General features: G+C 41.0%; 13 protein-coding genes, 1 tRNA gene, 1 rRNA gene, 1 other RNA gene and 1 other annotated feature (2 of these 17 only partly in view). Of the genes, 14 read left to right on the plus strand and 2 right to left on the minus strand.

The genetic code is table 11. The features are described 5' to 3' along the window. The 5 genes from guaB to serS form a co-directional block, all read left to right on the plus strand. A protein-coding gene (gene guaB, locus NSQ94_RS00070) for an IMP dehydrogenase (protein WP_063388665.1) crosses the window boundary here: on the plus strand, nucleotides 1-423 show its end. It extends 1,044 nt beyond the left edge of the window; only the last 423 of its 1,467 coding nucleotides appear in the window; the start codon falls outside the window, past its left edge; it ends in the stop codon at nucleotides 421-423. Between the two features lie 213 nt (nucleotides 424-636). After that, nucleotides 637-1,941 carry a serine hydrolase gene (locus NSQ94_RS00075; protein WP_235600461.1) on the plus strand — a complete coding sequence of 435 codons (1,305 nt, stop codon included), beginning with the start codon at nucleotides 637-639 and terminating at the stop codon, nucleotides 1,939-1,941. A gap of 141 nt (nucleotides 1,942-2,082) precedes the next feature. Continuing rightward, on the plus strand, nucleotides 2,083-2,967 hold the full coding sequence (gene pdxS / locus NSQ94_RS00080) for a pyridoxal 5'-phosphate synthase lyase subunit PdxS (protein ID WP_063388667.1): 885 nt from the start codon (nucleotides 2,083-2,085) through the stop codon (nucleotides 2,965-2,967). 13 nt (nucleotides 2,968-2,980) lie between these two features. Then, nucleotides 2,981-3,568, plus strand: coding sequence for a pyridoxal 5'-phosphate synthase glutaminase subunit PdxT (gene pdxT, locus NSQ94_RS00085; RefSeq protein WP_066251693.1), 588 nt, complete (start codon nucleotides 2,981-2,983; stop codon nucleotides 3,566-3,568). A 50-nt stretch (nucleotides 3,569-3,618) separates the two neighbouring features. Continuing rightward, nucleotides 3,619-3,835 (plus strand) — a binding site (T-box leader). 48 nt (nucleotides 3,836-3,883) lie between these two features. Next, nucleotides 3,884-5,164, plus strand: a complete 1,281-nt coding sequence (gene serS / locus NSQ94_RS00090; RefSeq protein WP_063388675.1) for a serine--tRNA ligase — start codon at nucleotides 3,884-3,886, stop codon at nucleotides 5,162-5,164. Nucleotides 5,165-5,238: 74 nt separating this feature from the next. On the opposite strand, the gene lhgO is transcribed toward serS, so the two are convergent. Further along, entirely contained in the window at nucleotides 5,239-6,435 is a 1,197-nt protein-coding gene (lhgO, locus tag NSQ94_RS00095; protein ID WP_339212149.1) for an L-2-hydroxyglutarate oxidase, read from the minus strand. 394 nt (nucleotides 6,436-6,829) lie between these two features. On the opposite strand from lhgO, the gene NSQ94_RS00100 reads away from it, so the two are divergent. Continuing rightward, a tRNA-Ser gene (locus NSQ94_RS00100) sits at nucleotides 6,830-6,922 on the plus strand. 245 nt (nucleotides 6,923-7,167) lie between these two features. Here the strand turns inward: NSQ94_RS00100 and NSQ94_RS00105 are convergent. Continuing rightward, on the minus strand, nucleotides 7,168-8,454 hold the full coding sequence (locus NSQ94_RS00105; protein WP_066251687.1) for a glycoside hydrolase family 18 protein: 1,287 nt from the start codon (nucleotides 8,452-8,454) through the stop codon (nucleotides 7,168-7,170). Between the two features lie 132 nt (nucleotides 8,455-8,586). On the opposite strand from NSQ94_RS00105, the gene tadA reads away from it, so the two are divergent. From tadA to NSQ94_RS00145, 8 genes are all read left to right on the plus strand, one after another. Beyond that, on the plus strand, nucleotides 8,587-9,075 hold the full coding sequence (gene tadA, locus NSQ94_RS00110; protein ID WP_063388670.1) for a tRNA adenosine(34) deaminase TadA: 489 nt from the start codon (nucleotides 8,587-8,589) through the stop codon (nucleotides 9,073-9,075). A 100-nt stretch (nucleotides 9,076-9,175) separates the two neighbouring features. Beyond that, nucleotides 9,176-9,440, plus strand: an RNA gene (gene ffs / locus NSQ94_RS00115) — signal recognition particle sRNA large type. A 563-nt stretch (nucleotides 9,441-10,003) separates the two neighbouring features. Continuing rightward, nucleotides 10,004-11,686, plus strand: a complete 1,683-nt coding sequence (dnaX, locus tag NSQ94_RS00120; RefSeq protein ID WP_339229854.1) for a DNA polymerase III subunit gamma/tau — start codon at nucleotides 10,004-10,006, stop codon at nucleotides 11,684-11,686. Nucleotides 11,687-11,713: 27 nt separating this feature from the next. After that, nucleotides 11,714-12,040, plus strand: coding sequence for a YbaB/EbfC family nucleoid-associated protein (locus tag NSQ94_RS00125; RefSeq protein WP_063388677.1), 327 nt, complete (start codon nucleotides 11,714-11,716; stop codon nucleotides 12,038-12,040). Nucleotides 12,041-12,053: 13 nt separating this feature from the next. Then, nucleotides 12,054-12,650, plus strand: coding sequence for a recombination mediator RecR (gene recR / locus NSQ94_RS00130; RefSeq protein WP_063388672.1), 597 nt, complete (start codon nucleotides 12,054-12,056; stop codon nucleotides 12,648-12,650). A gap of 22 nt (nucleotides 12,651-12,672) precedes the next feature. Next, entirely contained in the window at nucleotides 12,673-12,888 is a 216-nt protein-coding gene (locus tag NSQ94_RS00135; protein WP_063388673.1) for a YaaL family protein, read from the plus strand. Between the two features lie 115 nt (nucleotides 12,889-13,003). Next, nucleotides 13,004-13,270, plus strand: coding sequence for a pro-sigmaK processing inhibitor BofA family protein (locus NSQ94_RS00140; protein ID WP_063388674.1), 267 nt, complete (start codon nucleotides 13,004-13,006; stop codon nucleotides 13,268-13,270). A 219-nt stretch (nucleotides 13,271-13,489) separates the two neighbouring features. Then, nucleotides 13,490-15,000: ribosomal RNA gene (locus NSQ94_RS00145) — 16S ribosomal RNA — on the plus strand; it runs 43 nt beyond the window's last position.

A 15,000-nucleotide genomic window follows, 5' to 3' on the forward strand; every position in this document is an offset into this window, starting at 1 on the left:
GATATTGTAAAAGCATTGGCTGCAGGTGGACATGCCGTCATGTTAGGAAGTTTGCTTGCAGGTACATCTGAAAGCCCGGGAGAAACAGAAATTTACCAAGGGCGTCGATTTAAAGTATATCGCGGCATGGGTTCAGTTGCAGCGATGGAAAAAGGTAGCAAAGACCGTTATTTCCAAGAAGACAACAAAAAATTTGTTCCAGAAGGAATTGAAGGCCGCATCCCATATAAAGGACCGTTGGCAGAGACAATTTACCAACTTGTCGGCGGTGTGAGATCAGGTATGGGATATTGCGGAGCAAAAAATTTATATGAGCTCCGTGAGCATTCACAATTTATCCGGATGACTGGTGCAGGATTAAGAGAAAGCCATCCGCATGATGTTCAAATTACAAAAGAGGCCCCTAATTATTCCATTTCTTAACAACTGACAGTTCAATAGTCTTATTTAAAAAATTACGACTTTTAGACAGAGTAGAGACTCTGTCTATTTTTTTTATAAGATGTATGTTAAAATCAATTTTGTTGTGTTAACTATTAATTATTTTTTTAAATAGATATTTTCAAATAAATGGAGGTAATCATGGTGCACTTCACGAAAAAATTCATCTCGGCTCTCGTCATCACGTTTTTATTGATGACGGCATTTTCCCCTTTGTCTCCCAAAATAAATGCTGAAGAAAATGACCCATTGGGCATCAATGCCTCTGCAGCCATTGCCGTTGAAGCCTCTACAGGGAAAATTGTGTACGGAAAAAATATTGATAAAACTCTTGGAGTTGCAAGTATGACAAAAATGATGACTGAATACTTGCTGCTGGAAGCGATCCATGAAAAGAAAGTTTCTTGGGATCAAACATATCGTCCAAGTGATTATGTTTACAAAATTTCCCAAAATCGCAGTTTATCCAATGTCCCTTTAAGAAAAGATGGAAGTTATACAATAAAAGAGTTATATGAAGCAATGGCCATTTATTCTGCAAATGGTGCGGCGATTGCAGTGGCAGAAGTGATCGGTGGATCGGAAACAAATTTTGTGAAAATGATGAATGAAAAAGCGAAAGAACTAGGCTTGAAGCATACGAAGTTTGTAAATGCGACAGGTTTAAACAATAGAGACTTAATGGGGATGCATCCGGAAGGAACAGGTGAGGAAGAAGAAAATGTAATGTCTGCGAGAGACGTTGCCAGCCTTGCGTACCATCTTTTAAAGGAGTATCCTGAGATTTTAGAAACGGCCAAAATTACGAGAAAAGCTTTTCGAGAAGGTACGGATGATGAGATTAAAATGGAAAACTGGAACTGGATGCTGCCTGGATTAGTTTATGGTACAGAAGGTGTAGACGGGTTAAAAACAGGATATACCGATTTTGCGGGCTCCTGCTTTACGGGAACAGCCGAACGGAACGGAATGCGAATCATCACAGTTGTTATGAATGCGAAAGGTAAAGGGAGCAACAATTACGTACATCGTTTTAGTGAAACTAGAAAACTAATGGACTATGTTTTCAGCAATTTTTCCATTGAGGAATTATTTCCTGCGCAATATCAAATAAAAAATAAATCAACTGTATCTGTTGTAAAAGGAAAAGAGAAAAAAGTAGAAATAGAAACAAAAGATTCTTTAAAGCTCCCTATTAAACGTGGGGAAAAAGACCAGTATGAGCCGAAATATGTTTTAGATAAAAAGCTTTTAACTGCGAACGGAGAGCTGACTGCACCAATTAAAAAGGGCGCCAAGGTCGGGTATATGTCCGTAGAATATAAAGGGAACAGCCAGGATTACGGATTTGTAACAGGTGAATCCGAAGCGAAAGTTGATGTAGTGACAAAAACAAAAGTCGAAAAAGCTAACTGGTTTGTATTATCAATGAGAGGCATTGGTAGTTTTTTTGGTGATGTATGGAACGGAGCAGCAAACATGGTAAAAAGCTGGTTTTAATGCATAACTCCTAACATTTTGTTGGGGGTTTTTACTATATTTAAAATAAAAGAAATCCTTGAAATTTGATAGGAATTTTATAAAAATTAGGATAAAATAGACGTATGCATTTGAATGTATCATTAAGGAGGAACTATAGAAATGGCAATTACAGGTACTGATCGAGTAAAAAGGGGAATGGCCGAAATGCAAAAAGGCGGCGTCATCATGGATGTGGTCAATGCAGAACAGGCCAAAATTGCTGAAGAAGCAGGTGCGGTTGCCGTCATGGCGCTGGAAAGAGTTCCTGCTGACATTCGTGCGGCAGGCGGGGTTGCCCGCATGGCTGATCCGACGATTATTGAAGAGGTCATGAACGCGGTTACGATTCCAGTAATGGCAAAATGCCGTATTGGACATATTGTAGAAGCTCGAGTATTAGAAGCGCTCGGTGTTGATTATATTGATGAAAGTGAAGTGTTGACACCGGCTGATGAAGAGTTTCATATAAATAAGCGGGAATTTACGGTTCCATTTGTTTGTGGCTGCCGTGATTTAGGAGAAGCAGCTCGCCGAATTGGAGAAGGTGCTTCCATGCTCAGAACGAAGGGCGAACCGGGAACTGGCAACATTGTAGAAGCAGTTCGTCACATGCGGAAAGTGAATGCACAGGTTCGGAAAATTGTCGGCATGAGCGAAGATGAGCTAATGACGGAAGCAAAAAATTTAGGAGCCCCGTATGAAGTGCTGCTACAAATTAAAAAGGAAGGACGACTCCCTGTCGTGAATTTTGCTGCTGGCGGCGTTGCAACACCTGCTGACGCAGCGTTGATGATGCAGCTTGGTGCAGATGGTGTGTTTGTCGGCTCAGGTATTTTTAAATCTGAAAATCCAGGAAAGTATGCCCGGGCAATTGTGGAAGCGACCACACACTATGAGGATTATGAATTAATCGCTCATTTATCGAAAGATCTTGGAACTGCGATGAAAGGGATCGATATTTCTTCATTGCTTCCGGAACATCGTATGCAAGAACGTGGTTGGTAAAGGAGAATACAAAATGAAAGTAGGAGTTTTGGCACTCCAAGGTGCTGTGAGGGAGCATATTCAGTCAATCGAAGCTTGTGGTGCAGAAGGCGTAAAAATTAAAAAATCCGAACAATTGCAAAATATCGATGGACTTATTTTACCAGGCGGCGAAAGCACGACAATGAGAAGATTGATTGAAAAGTATGGGTTGATGGACCCTTTGAAAGAATTTATAAAGGGAGGAAAACCTGTTTTCGGTACATGTGCTGGTCTTATTTTGCTGGCGAAGCAAATTGTTGGACAAGATGAGCCGCACCTTGGTGTATTGGATGTGGTCGTTGAACGGAATTCTTTCGGCCGCCAGCGTGAAAGTTTTGAAGCGGAATTAACCATTGCAGGAGTTGGGGACGATTTTATAGGTGTGTTTATTCGCGCTCCGCATATTGTAGAAGCAGGAGAAAATGTTGAAATTTTAGCAAAACATGAGGATCGAATTGTTGCTGTTCGACAAGGCCACATTCTTGGATGTTCATTCCATCCGGAATTGACGGATGATCATCGATTTGTGCAATATTTTTTAAATATGGTGAAGGAATCAAACGAGAAAGTTCATGCATAAAAAAGTTGAACAAACCCTAAACTTATAGTAAATTTATGAATATAAATAGATGCAAAGCAATGAGAGGAACTAGTAGCAAGTTGTTTTTCTTAAGAGAGCTGGTGGTTGGTGGAAACCAGTGAAAAACGCTTGTGAATCCGTCCTTGAGTGAAATGCTGAATGCAAGTTTTTGTTAGTAAGCATTTACGGCAAAAACCGTTACCTTTGTAAGTGGAAGGCTGATGCCTTCAAGCAGGGTGGCAACGCGGGTATACTCTCGTCCCTTTTTGGACGGGAGTTTTTATTTTGAATATAAAAGCGAAAGGAGTGTCCATGATGCTTGATATGAAATTTTTACGGTCAAATTTTGAAGAAATAAAAAAGAAGCTTGAACACCGTGGAGAGGATTTAACTGATTTTGATCAATTTGTTGACTTGGATAAAAAGCGTCGTGAACTAATTGTTACGACGGAAGAATTAAAAAGCAAAAGAAATGAAGTATCTTCTAAAATCGCCGAATTGAAAAGAGAAAAGAAAGACACAGATCATTTAATTCAAGAAATGCGTCAAGTAGGAGAACGCATCAAAACACTTGATGAGGAATTAAAAGAGATTGAAGAAAAGTTAGAAACCTTGATTTTGTCGATTCCAAACATTCCGCATGAGAGCGTTCCAGTCGGCGATTCAGAGGAAGATAATGTAGAAGTCCGCAAATGGGGAGAAATCCCGACCTTTCGTTTTGAACCAAAACCTCATTGGGAAATTGCCGACCAATTAGGAATTCTCGATTTTGAAAGAGCCGGCAAGGTGACCGGCAGCCGCTTTGTATTTTATAAAGGTTTGGGCGCAAGATTAGAAAGGGCGCTTATCAGTTTTATGATAGATTTGCACGTTGAAGAACATGGCTATGAGGAAGTTTTGCCTCCGTATATAGTGAACCGTACAAGCATGATCGGAACAGGACAGCTTCCGAAGTTTGAGGAAGACGCTTTTAAAATTCAAGGTGAGGATTATTTCTTAATACCAACAGCGGAAGTTCCTGTCACAAATTTGCACCGTGATGAAATTTTACAGGAGAAGCAGCTTCCAATCAATTATGTAGCGTACAGCGCTTGCTTCCGTTCTGAGGCAGGGGCGGCCGGAAGAGATACGCGCGGCCTTATTCGCCAGCATCAATTTAACAAAGTGGAGCTTGTGAAAATTGTAAAGCCTGAAGATTCTTATGAGGAATTAGAAAAATTAACAAGTCATGCTGAAAACGTATTGAAGCTGTTAGGACTTCCATATCGAGTTATGAGCATGTGTACAGCTGATTTAGGCTTTACGGCAGCAAAAAAATATGATCTTGAAGTATGGCTTCCAAGCTATCAAACATATCGTGAAATTTCTTCTTGCAGCAACTTTGAAGCGTTTCAGGCTCGCCGGGCGAATATACGGTTCCGACGGGATCCGAAAGCAAAGCCTGAGCATGTGCATACGTTAAATGGTTCTGGGCTTGCAATAGGTCGTACAGTAGCAGCCATTTTGGAAAATTACCAGCAAGAAGACGGATCTGTCGTCATTCCGGAAGTGCTGCGTCCATATATGGGAAATAAAACAGTAATTAGTAAAAAGTAATTCTTACTGAATAGAAAAAATGAAAGGGGGTAGGAGGGGTTCTTCCATATCCCCCTTTTATGTACAAATGTATTTTATATAGGCTGCCGTTGTATCATTTGTTTGGCAATTGTTCTTCCTATTTCAATGGATGCTGTCGCTGCAGGAGATGGAGCGTTCAGCACATGAATGGACCGTTTCGTTGGTACAATATAAAAATCATCGATTAAAGCCCCGTCTTTACTTAAAGCTTGAGCTCGGACACCAGATGGTCCAGGCAGCAAATCTTCTTCTGTAATATCGGGCATGAGTTTTTGAACATTTTCGACAAACTTTTTCTTTGACATCGATCGAATCATTTCTTCGAGTCCTTCTTTCATATATTGACCTGCTAATTTCCAAAAACCGGGGAACGTTAATACTTCAAACAAATCTTTCATATTTGCGTCGCTTTTTTTATACCCTTCTCTTTTCAAGCTTAAAACAGCATTTGGACCTATATCTATAGATCCGTCAATCATTCTAGTAAAGTGAACGCCTAAAAATGGAAAATTAGGATTTGGTACAGGATAGATTAAGTTTTTAACTAAATATGATTTTTGCGGATTTAACATATAATATTCTCCACGGAATGGAACAATTTTCACATCCGTATACAGATTTGCTATTTTAGCAATACGATCGCTGTTAAGTCCTGCACAATTTATAAAAAATCGGCTTTGAAAGGTTTTGTTTGCTGTTTCAACGATAACTTCTTGTTTTTTTTCATGAATCACTTCTACTTTTTCGTTTAAAAAGATCTCCCCGCCCTTTTCGAGGATTAAATCTACCATCCGTTCACTAACAAGACGGAAATTTACAATACCTGTTGATGGAACATGAATGGCTTCTATTCCATTCACATAAGGTTCAAATTCATGAAGCTCCTCCTTTGAAATTTTCCGGATATTGAGGCCGTTTTTTAATCCGCGTTGGAACAGCTTCTCAAGCTCCTCCCGCTCATGTTCATCGCTGGCAACGATTACTTTGCCGCAGACTTCATAAGGGATATCGTATTTTTGGCAAAACATGATCATTGCCTGATTACCTTTTTTCGCAAGCTGCGCCTTATAGCTCCCGGGCTTGTAATATATACCGGAATGGATCACCCCGCTGTTATGACCCGTTTGATGGGAGGCAACTTTATTTTCTTTTTCGATTATTGCCACTTTTGCGTTTGGGTGTTGTTCATATATTGCCAATGCAGTGGATAAGCCGACTATTCCTCCGCCGACAATTACATAATCATACATATTTTTCTCCGTCCTCCTCTAGTCATCCGCAAGCTTCTCACTCTGATTTTTTAAGGGATTTACGTTTTGCACTAGGCTTCAGTTGTTTTTATACATGCTGTTTTAAAAGCGCGGCAAATCAATGCAAAGATAGCAGCCGATTGCGGGGAAAAGATGCCCTTGTTCATGTCCAAAAAAAACTAGTGTCCATTTGTGAGCGCTTTAAATTAACTTGCAATACAAGTTTATAACATGATGAATGAAATACAATCAATTTTTTCGAATTTTTTAATTTTTTCTATTTAAAAAAATAAGCTTCTTTGTAAAGAAGCGTTTAAGTAAAAAAATTATTTGATAACTTTTATGAGTTTATTGACATACATTTTATACTGTGCTATATTAGTCCATGTCATATGGAGGAGTACCCAAGTCTGGCTGAAGGGGTCGGTCTTGAAAACCGAGAGGCGGGTCAAACCGCGCGGGGGTTCGAATCCCTCCTCCTCCGCCATTATTTACCGAGTGCGCATAAATTGGAGATTGGCTAAATTCGTTACGGGCTGTAACGAATTTTTTATTTTTTAAAACAAAATGGCTAATCCTCATGGAAAACAAAAATCATCGATATAAACGTTAAAGGGGCGTCTATAAGCTGAAAAGCAACTTATTAGGCACCTCTTTTATTTTTTTGAAAAACAAAACAGAAAATCCTCATATTTAAGATCATTTGATCAATAGTTGTTTATAAAGAAGTATTTATTTTTTTACGACTTGAAAATTATCGATAATCAACAGCCAATTTTGCGGAAACGAAATTCCGAGTTTCCAATAGCTTACACCCCGCAAATGCAGCTCTTTTACAAGATTGAATTTGGCTTGTATGGAACGGGCATCTTCAAACCAAACTTCATGAACCTTTTGGTTTTCATCCGTATATCGAAAAGTAGGGGCTTGGGCTTCTTCATCAAATTTGATTTCTGCATTGTATTTTGATGCAAGCTGAATCGCCTGCTGCGGACTTATCGCTTTTGCGTAAGGCCCGCCTTGCACAAAGGGAAGAGTCCAGTCATAACCGTATAAATTTTGTCCCATCATAATTTTCTGTGGAGGAATCTCCGTAACGGCATATTCGAGTACATCACGGACTGGGCCGATAGGAGAAACAGCCATTGGCGGTCCGCCGCTGTACCCCCATTCATATGTCATAATGACGACCCAATCCACAATTTCTCCATGTGCTTTATAGTCGTGGGCCTCGTACCATTGTCCTTTTTGCTCTGCGCTTGTTTTAGGGGCTAATGCAGAGGAAATGAACCACCCTTCACTGTAAATCCTGTCTCTCGCCCTTCGCAAAAATTGATTATAGGCTTCCCGGTCGGCAGGAAACAAATATTCAAAATCAAAGTGAATATCTCGAAACTGATATTTTTTTGCTGTGGCAACAATATTATTTAAAAATTTAGTTTGTACATCATCGTCTGTCAGCAATATATGCCCTAACTCTGCACTAAATTGATTGTTCTCCAAATTTGTGACAGCCATTGAAAACACTAAATTTTGTTCATTAGCAATAGTTTGCAAGTTCCCAATCGGTGGTTCTTTTAAAGAACCGTCTCGTTGTGCTTGAAAGCTAAAATGGGTAAGGTAGGTTAAATAAGGGGCAGTCTCTCTTGCGCTGTCTTCGAGATTTTGGCTGACTTGAGCACCAAGCGGTTCTAAATATACATTAAATTCTGCTTGCCGTTTAGGCCGCTCTGGGATATATAATCGAAGGCCAATAGGCAATAATTGATTTATATTCAGTCCATTTACTGCTGCAAGCTCAAATACAGACGTACCAAATTTTCTTGAAATGCTCCAAAGGCTGTCTCCCCGTTGAACGGTGTAAAATTGTCCGATGATTGGAATAACAATTGCTTGACCTACAACAAGCTGATCAGGATTAGGAATTTCATTTGCTTCAACGATGGCTGTTATAGATGTTCCATATGTTTGTGCAATGGAATAAAGCGTTTGCCCAGATTGAACAACATGAATTAGCAAAATCATGACCTCCTGTAAAAACTGTTTGTAAATTTTATGTTTTCATCGCAGAAAACATGCTTTTGGAAAAGGTTGAAAGGAACCCGCACTTTTTTTAAGATGAAATTATATCGATAGGATGAGGAGCAAAAAATGACAAAAGACGAATATTATATGACTTTAGCAATTGAAGAGGCGAAGAAGGCGGAAAAGATTGGCGAGGTTCCGATTGGTGCTGTGCTTGTTGTAGATGATGTAGTGGTTGCAAAAGCTCATAATTTGAGGGAAACCGAGCAGAGGTCAATCGCTCATGCGGAAATATTGGCAATTGATGAGGCGTGCAGGAAGCTTCGAACGTGGAGACTCGAGAACTCGACGCTATATGTGACGCTTGAGCCATGTCCAATGTGTGCAGGAGCGATTGTAATGTCAAGAATTGAACGTGTAGTTTTCGGCGCTTTCGATCCGAAGGCTGGTTGTGCAGGAACGTTAATGAATTTATTAAATGAACCTCGTTTCAATCATCAAACAGAAGTAATTTCAGGCGTGAAGCAGGAGCAATGCAGTGAAATGTTAACCTGTTTTTTTCAAAAGCTTCGGGAAGAGAAAAAACGGTTGAAAATGAAAAATAAAAACAATTGAATTTTTTAACATATTGGGAAGCGTTGCATTTTCTCGAAAAAACATATATACTAAATTTGCGTCCTTAAACGGCGCAAAGTGAAAATCGGTTTAAACTTTGCCGTGCTAAGCGGGGAGGTAGCGGTGCCCTGTACTCGCAATCCGCTCTAGCGAGGCCGAATTCCTTCTCGAGGTTAGTATATTTTAGGGTCTGCCTCAAGTAAGTGGTGTTGACGTTTGGGTCCTGTGCAATGAGAATCCATGAACCATGTCAGGTCCGGAAGGAAGCAGCATTAAGTGGAAGCTCTCATGTGCCGCAGGGTTGCCTGAACTGAGCTAACTGCTTGAGTAACGCCTAGGGTTGCTAATCGACAGAAGGTGCACGGCAGTTATCATATCAAACAATAAGATCCCCTTATAGTAGGCAGAAAAAGAAAAGTCTGTCAACTATAAGGGGATTTTTTCGATGAGAGAAATATGAACAGCGTATGATGTAAAGCTTAAAAAATGTAATGAGGACATTGGTTAAAAATATGGATTGATGCATGATGGGGAAAACACTTTGATCAGAAAGAAATGAAGAAAATATTAGGAAGACCTTAAAACTCCCCAAGAAGATCTTGAAACAAAAGTGTCCTTAGCGGCTAAAACCATACAGAATACGCCGTCCCATTTCAAGTCTCATTCATACTTTTTCGACGTCCGAATAGATGAAGGATGCATTATGCAATATAACTATCAACGGCTTCAAAAGAGAAACAGCTTAAAGTCCTAATGAATGTCGGTCTCAGGCTGTTTACATGTGCTGTCTATTTAACTGGAGACGCTTTTACAGAGATCGGTTTTATTTTTTTCATAAGTTTTTTATCCTTCTTATGGAAAACTTACATTCGTTTAAACAATCAGGTATAATAAATGAAAGATTACTGTATAAAGGGGAGGGCGTTACTTGAGTTATCAGGCTTTATACCGAGCATGGAGGCCACAGCAGTTTCGTGATGTCGTGGGACAAGAACACGTCACGAAAACATTGCAAAATGCCCTTTTACAAAATAAATTTTCGCATGCTTATCTTTTCACAGGTCCTAGAGGAACAGGTAAAACAAGCGCTGCAAAAATATTTGCGAAAGCGATCAACTGCCAACAAGCACCAATTGCAGAGCCTTGTAATGAGTGTCCTGCATGTAAAGGAATCACGGAAGGATCGATTTCGGACGTTATTGAAATTGATGCAGCTTCTAATAATGGAGTAGATGAAATTCGCGATATTCGCGATAAAGTCAAATTTGCACCTGCGGCGGTCAAATATAAAGTATATATTATTGATGAAGTTCATATGCTTTCAATCGGAGCATTTAATGCTTTATTAAAAACGCTTGAAGAACCTCCAAAACATGTGATTTTTATTTTGGCTACAACTGAACCTCATAAAATTCCGCTTACCATTATTTCGAGATGTCAACGCTTTGATTTCCGGCGTATTTCTGTTCAATCCATCGTACGTCGCATGAAGGAAATTGTGGAAAATCAATCGATCAAGGTTGAAGAGGAAGCGTTAAAGGTTATTGCGAGCTCGGCTGATGGTGGGATGCGAGATGCACTGAGTCTGTTGGACCAAGCCATCTCTTTTAGCGATGATAAAGTCACATTGGAGGATGTATTATTTATAACTGGATCGGTTTCTCATAAGATGCTCGCAAATTTGGTCCGATTTATTTTTGAGAACAATGTTACGGAAGCTTTAAAAACTATCCACGAATGGTTGGATCAAGGGAAAGATCCTTTAAAATTAATTGAAGATCTCATTTATTACTATCGCGACATGTTATTATATAAATCGGCTCCAAACTTAGAGGAAGTAATGGAACGAGTCGCAATAGACGATGCGTTCGTTTCATTGTGCGAACAAATTCCTATTGAACAAATTTATGAGACGATTGAAGTTTTGAACCAAAGCCAGCAGGAGATGAAATGGACGAATCATCCCCGTATTTTTGTAGAAGTAGCGATTGTGAAATTATGTCAAACTGAGCGTGTGCAGCCGCCTTCAGTTCATTATGAAGAACTTCTTAATCGAATACAGGAACTTGAACGCACAATATCTTCATTAGTTCAGCATGGAGTTCAAGAACAGTCGCCAGTTAAACAAGAAGCAAAAGTACAAAAAACAATTCAAAGCGGTTATAAAACGCCTGTTGACCGCATTTATGATATTTTGAGAAATGCTACTCGAAAAGATTTGGATTTAGTGAAAAGCCGATGGGGAGACCTGTTAACAACGCTAAAGCAGCAAAATAAAGTGTCGCATGCAGCCCTTTTAAATGAAAGTGAACCAGTTGCTGCTTGCGAATATGCTTTTGTGCTAAAATTTAAATATGAAATCCATTGTAAAATGGTGGCGGAAAATCAAAATCATGTATTAACAAACCTCCAAACGATTTTACAAGGACTCATTGGACGTCAAATGGAGATGATTGGCGTTCCGGAGAAAGAATGGGGTAAAATAAGGGAGGATTATTTGCGCAATCAACGATCAGACGATGCACATCAACAGGAACATGAAGAAGAAGATCCGCTTATTGCCGAAGCAAAAAAATTAGTTGGCACGGATCTGATTGAAATAAAAGAGTAAATAAATGCTTATGGAGGAGATAATATGATGATGCGTGGCGGTATGGGAAACATGCAAAAAATGATGAAGCAAATGCAAAAAATGCAAAAGGAGATGCAAAAGGCTCAGGAGGAGCTTGCTGAAAAAAAAGTGGAGGGAACTGCTGGCGGCGGTATGGTCACGGTTGTTGCAAACGGACATAAGGAAATTTTAGAAGTGAAAATCAATGAAGATGTTGTAGATCCTGAAGATATTGAAATGCTTCAAGATTTGGTATTGGCAGCAACAAACGATGCTCTTCGCAAAGTGGATGAGTTAACAAGCGAAACGATGGGAAGATTTACTAAAGGTATGAATTTGCCTGGCTTGTTCTAGGAGGATCTATTCGATGCAATATCCAGAACCGATATCAAAACTTATTGATAGCTTTATGAAGCTGCCAGGAATCGGTCCGAAAACGGCCGTTCGTCTGGCCTTTTTTGTTTTAAATATGAAAGAAGAAACAGTATTGGATTTCGCGAAAGCGCTTGTCAATGCAAAACGAAATTTATCATATTGCTCGATTTGCGGTCATATTACAGATGAAGATCCATGTTATCTTTGCAAAGATGAGCGCCGCGACAGAAGCATAATATGTGTGGTTCAAGACCCGAAAGACGTCATTGCAATGGAAAAAATGAAAGAATATAACGGTCTATATCATGTTCTGCATGGCGCCATTTCGCCAATGGACGGGATTGGTCCTGAAGATATTAATATCCCTGATTTGCTAAAACGTCTGCAAAATGATGAAATTCAAGAAGTAATTTTAGCAACAAATCCGAACATTGAGGGAGAAGCGACAGCAATGTATATCTCTCGCCTTTTAAAGCCTACAGGCATAAAAATCACAAGAATTGCTCATGGGCTGCCTGTTGGCGGTGATTTAGAATACGCGGACGAAGTCACACTTTCAAAAGCGCTTGAGGGAAGACGAGAGATTTGAAGAGAAAAGGAGTTTGCCAGACATGTTTATTCGGCGAAAGCAATGGTTGAGAAGAGAATTCGATCAGCTGCTTCTTCAAGATTTAATTGAGCTGAAGGAACATTGGGAGTATCAAAAGCGTTTAGTGGAAAAAAGCTTTGATCCTTCACCTGAGGTGCTTAGCAGTTTAAAATTAGCAGAAGCAAAATATTTATTTCTTTTAAAAGAAGCCAAAAAGAGAAATATCAAGATGGAATAGTAGGTAGAAGGAAGCAGCCACATTCCTGTTTGTTGTTTTCTTAGTTCTAAACAATATGAAATCTTTCATATTGTTAAAGTAAAGCCGAAATAAACAGGAAGGTGGGTTTTATATAATGGAGCCTTATATTATGATCATTTGCATTTTAGGGCTTTTATTCCTTCTGCTTCTTGCCGGTGCTTCTTTGAAACCGGTGAAATGGATAGGGAGTATTTTTATAAAAATTGTGATCGGGGCCTTGCTACTTTTTTTTGTTAATTCTTTTGGGACGAGTTTCGGTCTGCACGTGCCCATTAATATTGTTACATCATCTATTGCTGGTTTATTGGGGCTCCCCGGATTAGCTGCTTTAGTAATTATTAAAATGGTGATTATCCCTTGAAAAACACCTGTATACAGGCGGGTGTTTTTATTTTCAAAAAAAGTGTTGACATTATAAACAATCATGGTAAAATAATATTCGTCGCTAAGATACAAAATAAAAAAACATTGACAAATGAATTTTTGATTGATAAAATAGAAATCCTGATTGATCCTTGAAAACTGAACAAAACGAAAAGCGTGCCTGTTGATTCTGACAAGAGCATTTGGTGACAAACTTTTTTTGGAGAGTTTGATCCTGGCTCAGGACGAACGCTGGCGGCGTGCCTAATACATGCAAGTCGAGCGGACCGAAGGGAGCTTGCTCCTTTAGGTTAGCGGCGGACGGGTGAGTAACACGTGGGCAACCTGCCCTGCAGACTGGGATAACTTCGGGAAACCGGAGCTAATACCGGATAACACCGAAAACCGCATGGTTTTCGGTTGAAAGGCGGCTTTTAGCTGTCACTGCAGGATGGGCCCGCGGCGCATTAGCTAGTTGGTGAGGTAACGGCTCACCAAGGCGACGATGCGTAGCCGACCTGAGAGGGTGACCGGCCACACTGGGACTGAGACACGGCCCAGACTCCTACGGGAGGCAGCAGTAGGGAATCTTCCGCAATGGACGAAAGTCTGACGGAGCAACGCCGCGTGAGCGAAGAAGGTCTTCGGATCGTAAAGCTCTGTTGTCAGGGAAGAACAAGTATCGTTCGAACAGGGCGGTACCTTGACGGTACCTGACGAGGAAGCCACGGCTAACTACGTGCCAGCAGCCGCGGTAATACGTAGGTGGCAAGCGTTGTCCGGAATTATTGGGCGTAAAGCGCGCGCAGGCGGTTCCTTAAGTCTGATGTGAAATCTCGCGGCTCAACCGCGAGCGGCCATTGGAAACTGGGGAACTTGAGTGCAGGAGAGGGGAGCGGAATTCCACGTGTAGCGGTGAAATGCGTAGAGATGTGGAGGAACACCAGTGGCGAAGGCGGCTCTCTGGCCTGTAACTGACGCTGAGGCGCGAAAGCGTGGGGAGCGAACAGGATTAGATACCCTGGTAGTCCACGCCGTAAACGATGAGTGCTAAGTGTTAGAGGGTATCCACCCTTTAGTGCTGCAGCAAACGCATTAAGCACTCCGCCTGGGGAGTACGGCCGCAAGGCTGAAACTCAAAGGAATTGACGGGGACCCGCACAAGCGGTGGAGCATGTGGTTTAATTCGAAGCAACGCGAAGAACCTTACCAGGTCTTGACATCCCCTGACAACCCTAGAGATAGGGCGTTCCCCTTTCGGGGACAGGGTGACAGGTGGTGCATGGTTGTCGTCAGCTCGTGTCGTGAGATGTTGGGTTAAGTCCCGCAACGAGCGCAACCCTTGACCTTAGTTGCCAGCATTCAGTTGGGCACTCTAAGGTGACTGCCGGCTAAAAGTCGGAGGAAGGTGGGGATGACGTCAAATCATCATGCCCCTTATGACCTGGGCTACACACGTGCTACAATGGGTGGTACAAAGGGCAGCGAAACCGCGAGGTGGAGCGAATCCCAAAAAACCACTCTCAGTTCGGATTGCAGGCTGCAACTCGCCTGCATGAAGCCGGAATCGCTAGTAATCGCGGATCAGCATGCCGCGGTGAATACGTTCCCGGGTCTTGTACACACCGCCCGTCACACCACGAGAGTTTGTAACACCCGAAGTCGGTGGGGTAACCCTTACGGGAGCCAGCCGCCGAAGGTGGGACAAATGATTGGGGTGAAGTCGTA

Source organism: Aeribacillus sp. FSL K6-2833, from assembly GCF_037965815.1.
In the GTDB taxonomy this organism is placed as follows: Bacteria; Bacillota; Bacilli; order Bacillales; family Aeribacillaceae; genus Aeribacillus; species Aeribacillus composti.

Excerpts from the sequence above, each read along its gene's own strand:
- NSQ94_RS00075 (WP_235600461.1), top strand. The coding sequence starts at position 637 with ATGACGGCATTTTCCCCTTTGTCTCCCAAAATAAATGCTGAAGAAAAT.
- pdxS (WP_063388667.1), top strand. The coding sequence starts at position 2,083 with ATGGCAATTACAGGTACTGATCGAGTAAAAAGGGGAATGGCCGAAATG.
- pdxT (WP_066251693.1), top strand. The coding sequence starts at position 2,981 with ATGAAAGTAGGAGTTTTGGCACTCCAAGGTGCTGTGAGGGAGCATATT.
- serS (WP_063388675.1), top strand. The coding sequence starts at position 3,884 with ATGCTTGATATGAAATTTTTACGGTCAAATTTTGAAGAAATAAAAAAG.
- lhgO (WP_339212149.1), bottom strand. The coding sequence starts at position 6,435 with ATGTATGATTATGTAATTGTCGGCGGAGGAATAGTCGGCTTATCCACT.
- tadA (WP_063388670.1), top strand. The coding sequence starts at position 8,587 with ATGACAAAAGACGAATATTATATGACTTTAGCAATTGAAGAGGCGAAG.
- NSQ94_RS00125 (WP_063388677.1), top strand. The coding sequence starts at position 11,714 with ATGATGCGTGGCGGTATGGGAAACATGCAAAAAATGATGAAGCAAATG.
- recR (WP_063388672.1), top strand. The coding sequence starts at position 12,054 with ATGCAATATCCAGAACCGATATCAAAACTTATTGATAGCTTTATGAAG.
- NSQ94_RS00135 (WP_063388673.1), top strand. The coding sequence starts at position 12,673 with ATGTTTATTCGGCGAAAGCAATGGTTGAGAAGAGAATTCGATCAGCTG.
- NSQ94_RS00140 (WP_063388674.1), top strand. The coding sequence starts at position 13,004 with ATGGAGCCTTATATTATGATCATTTGCATTTTAGGGCTTTTATTCCTT.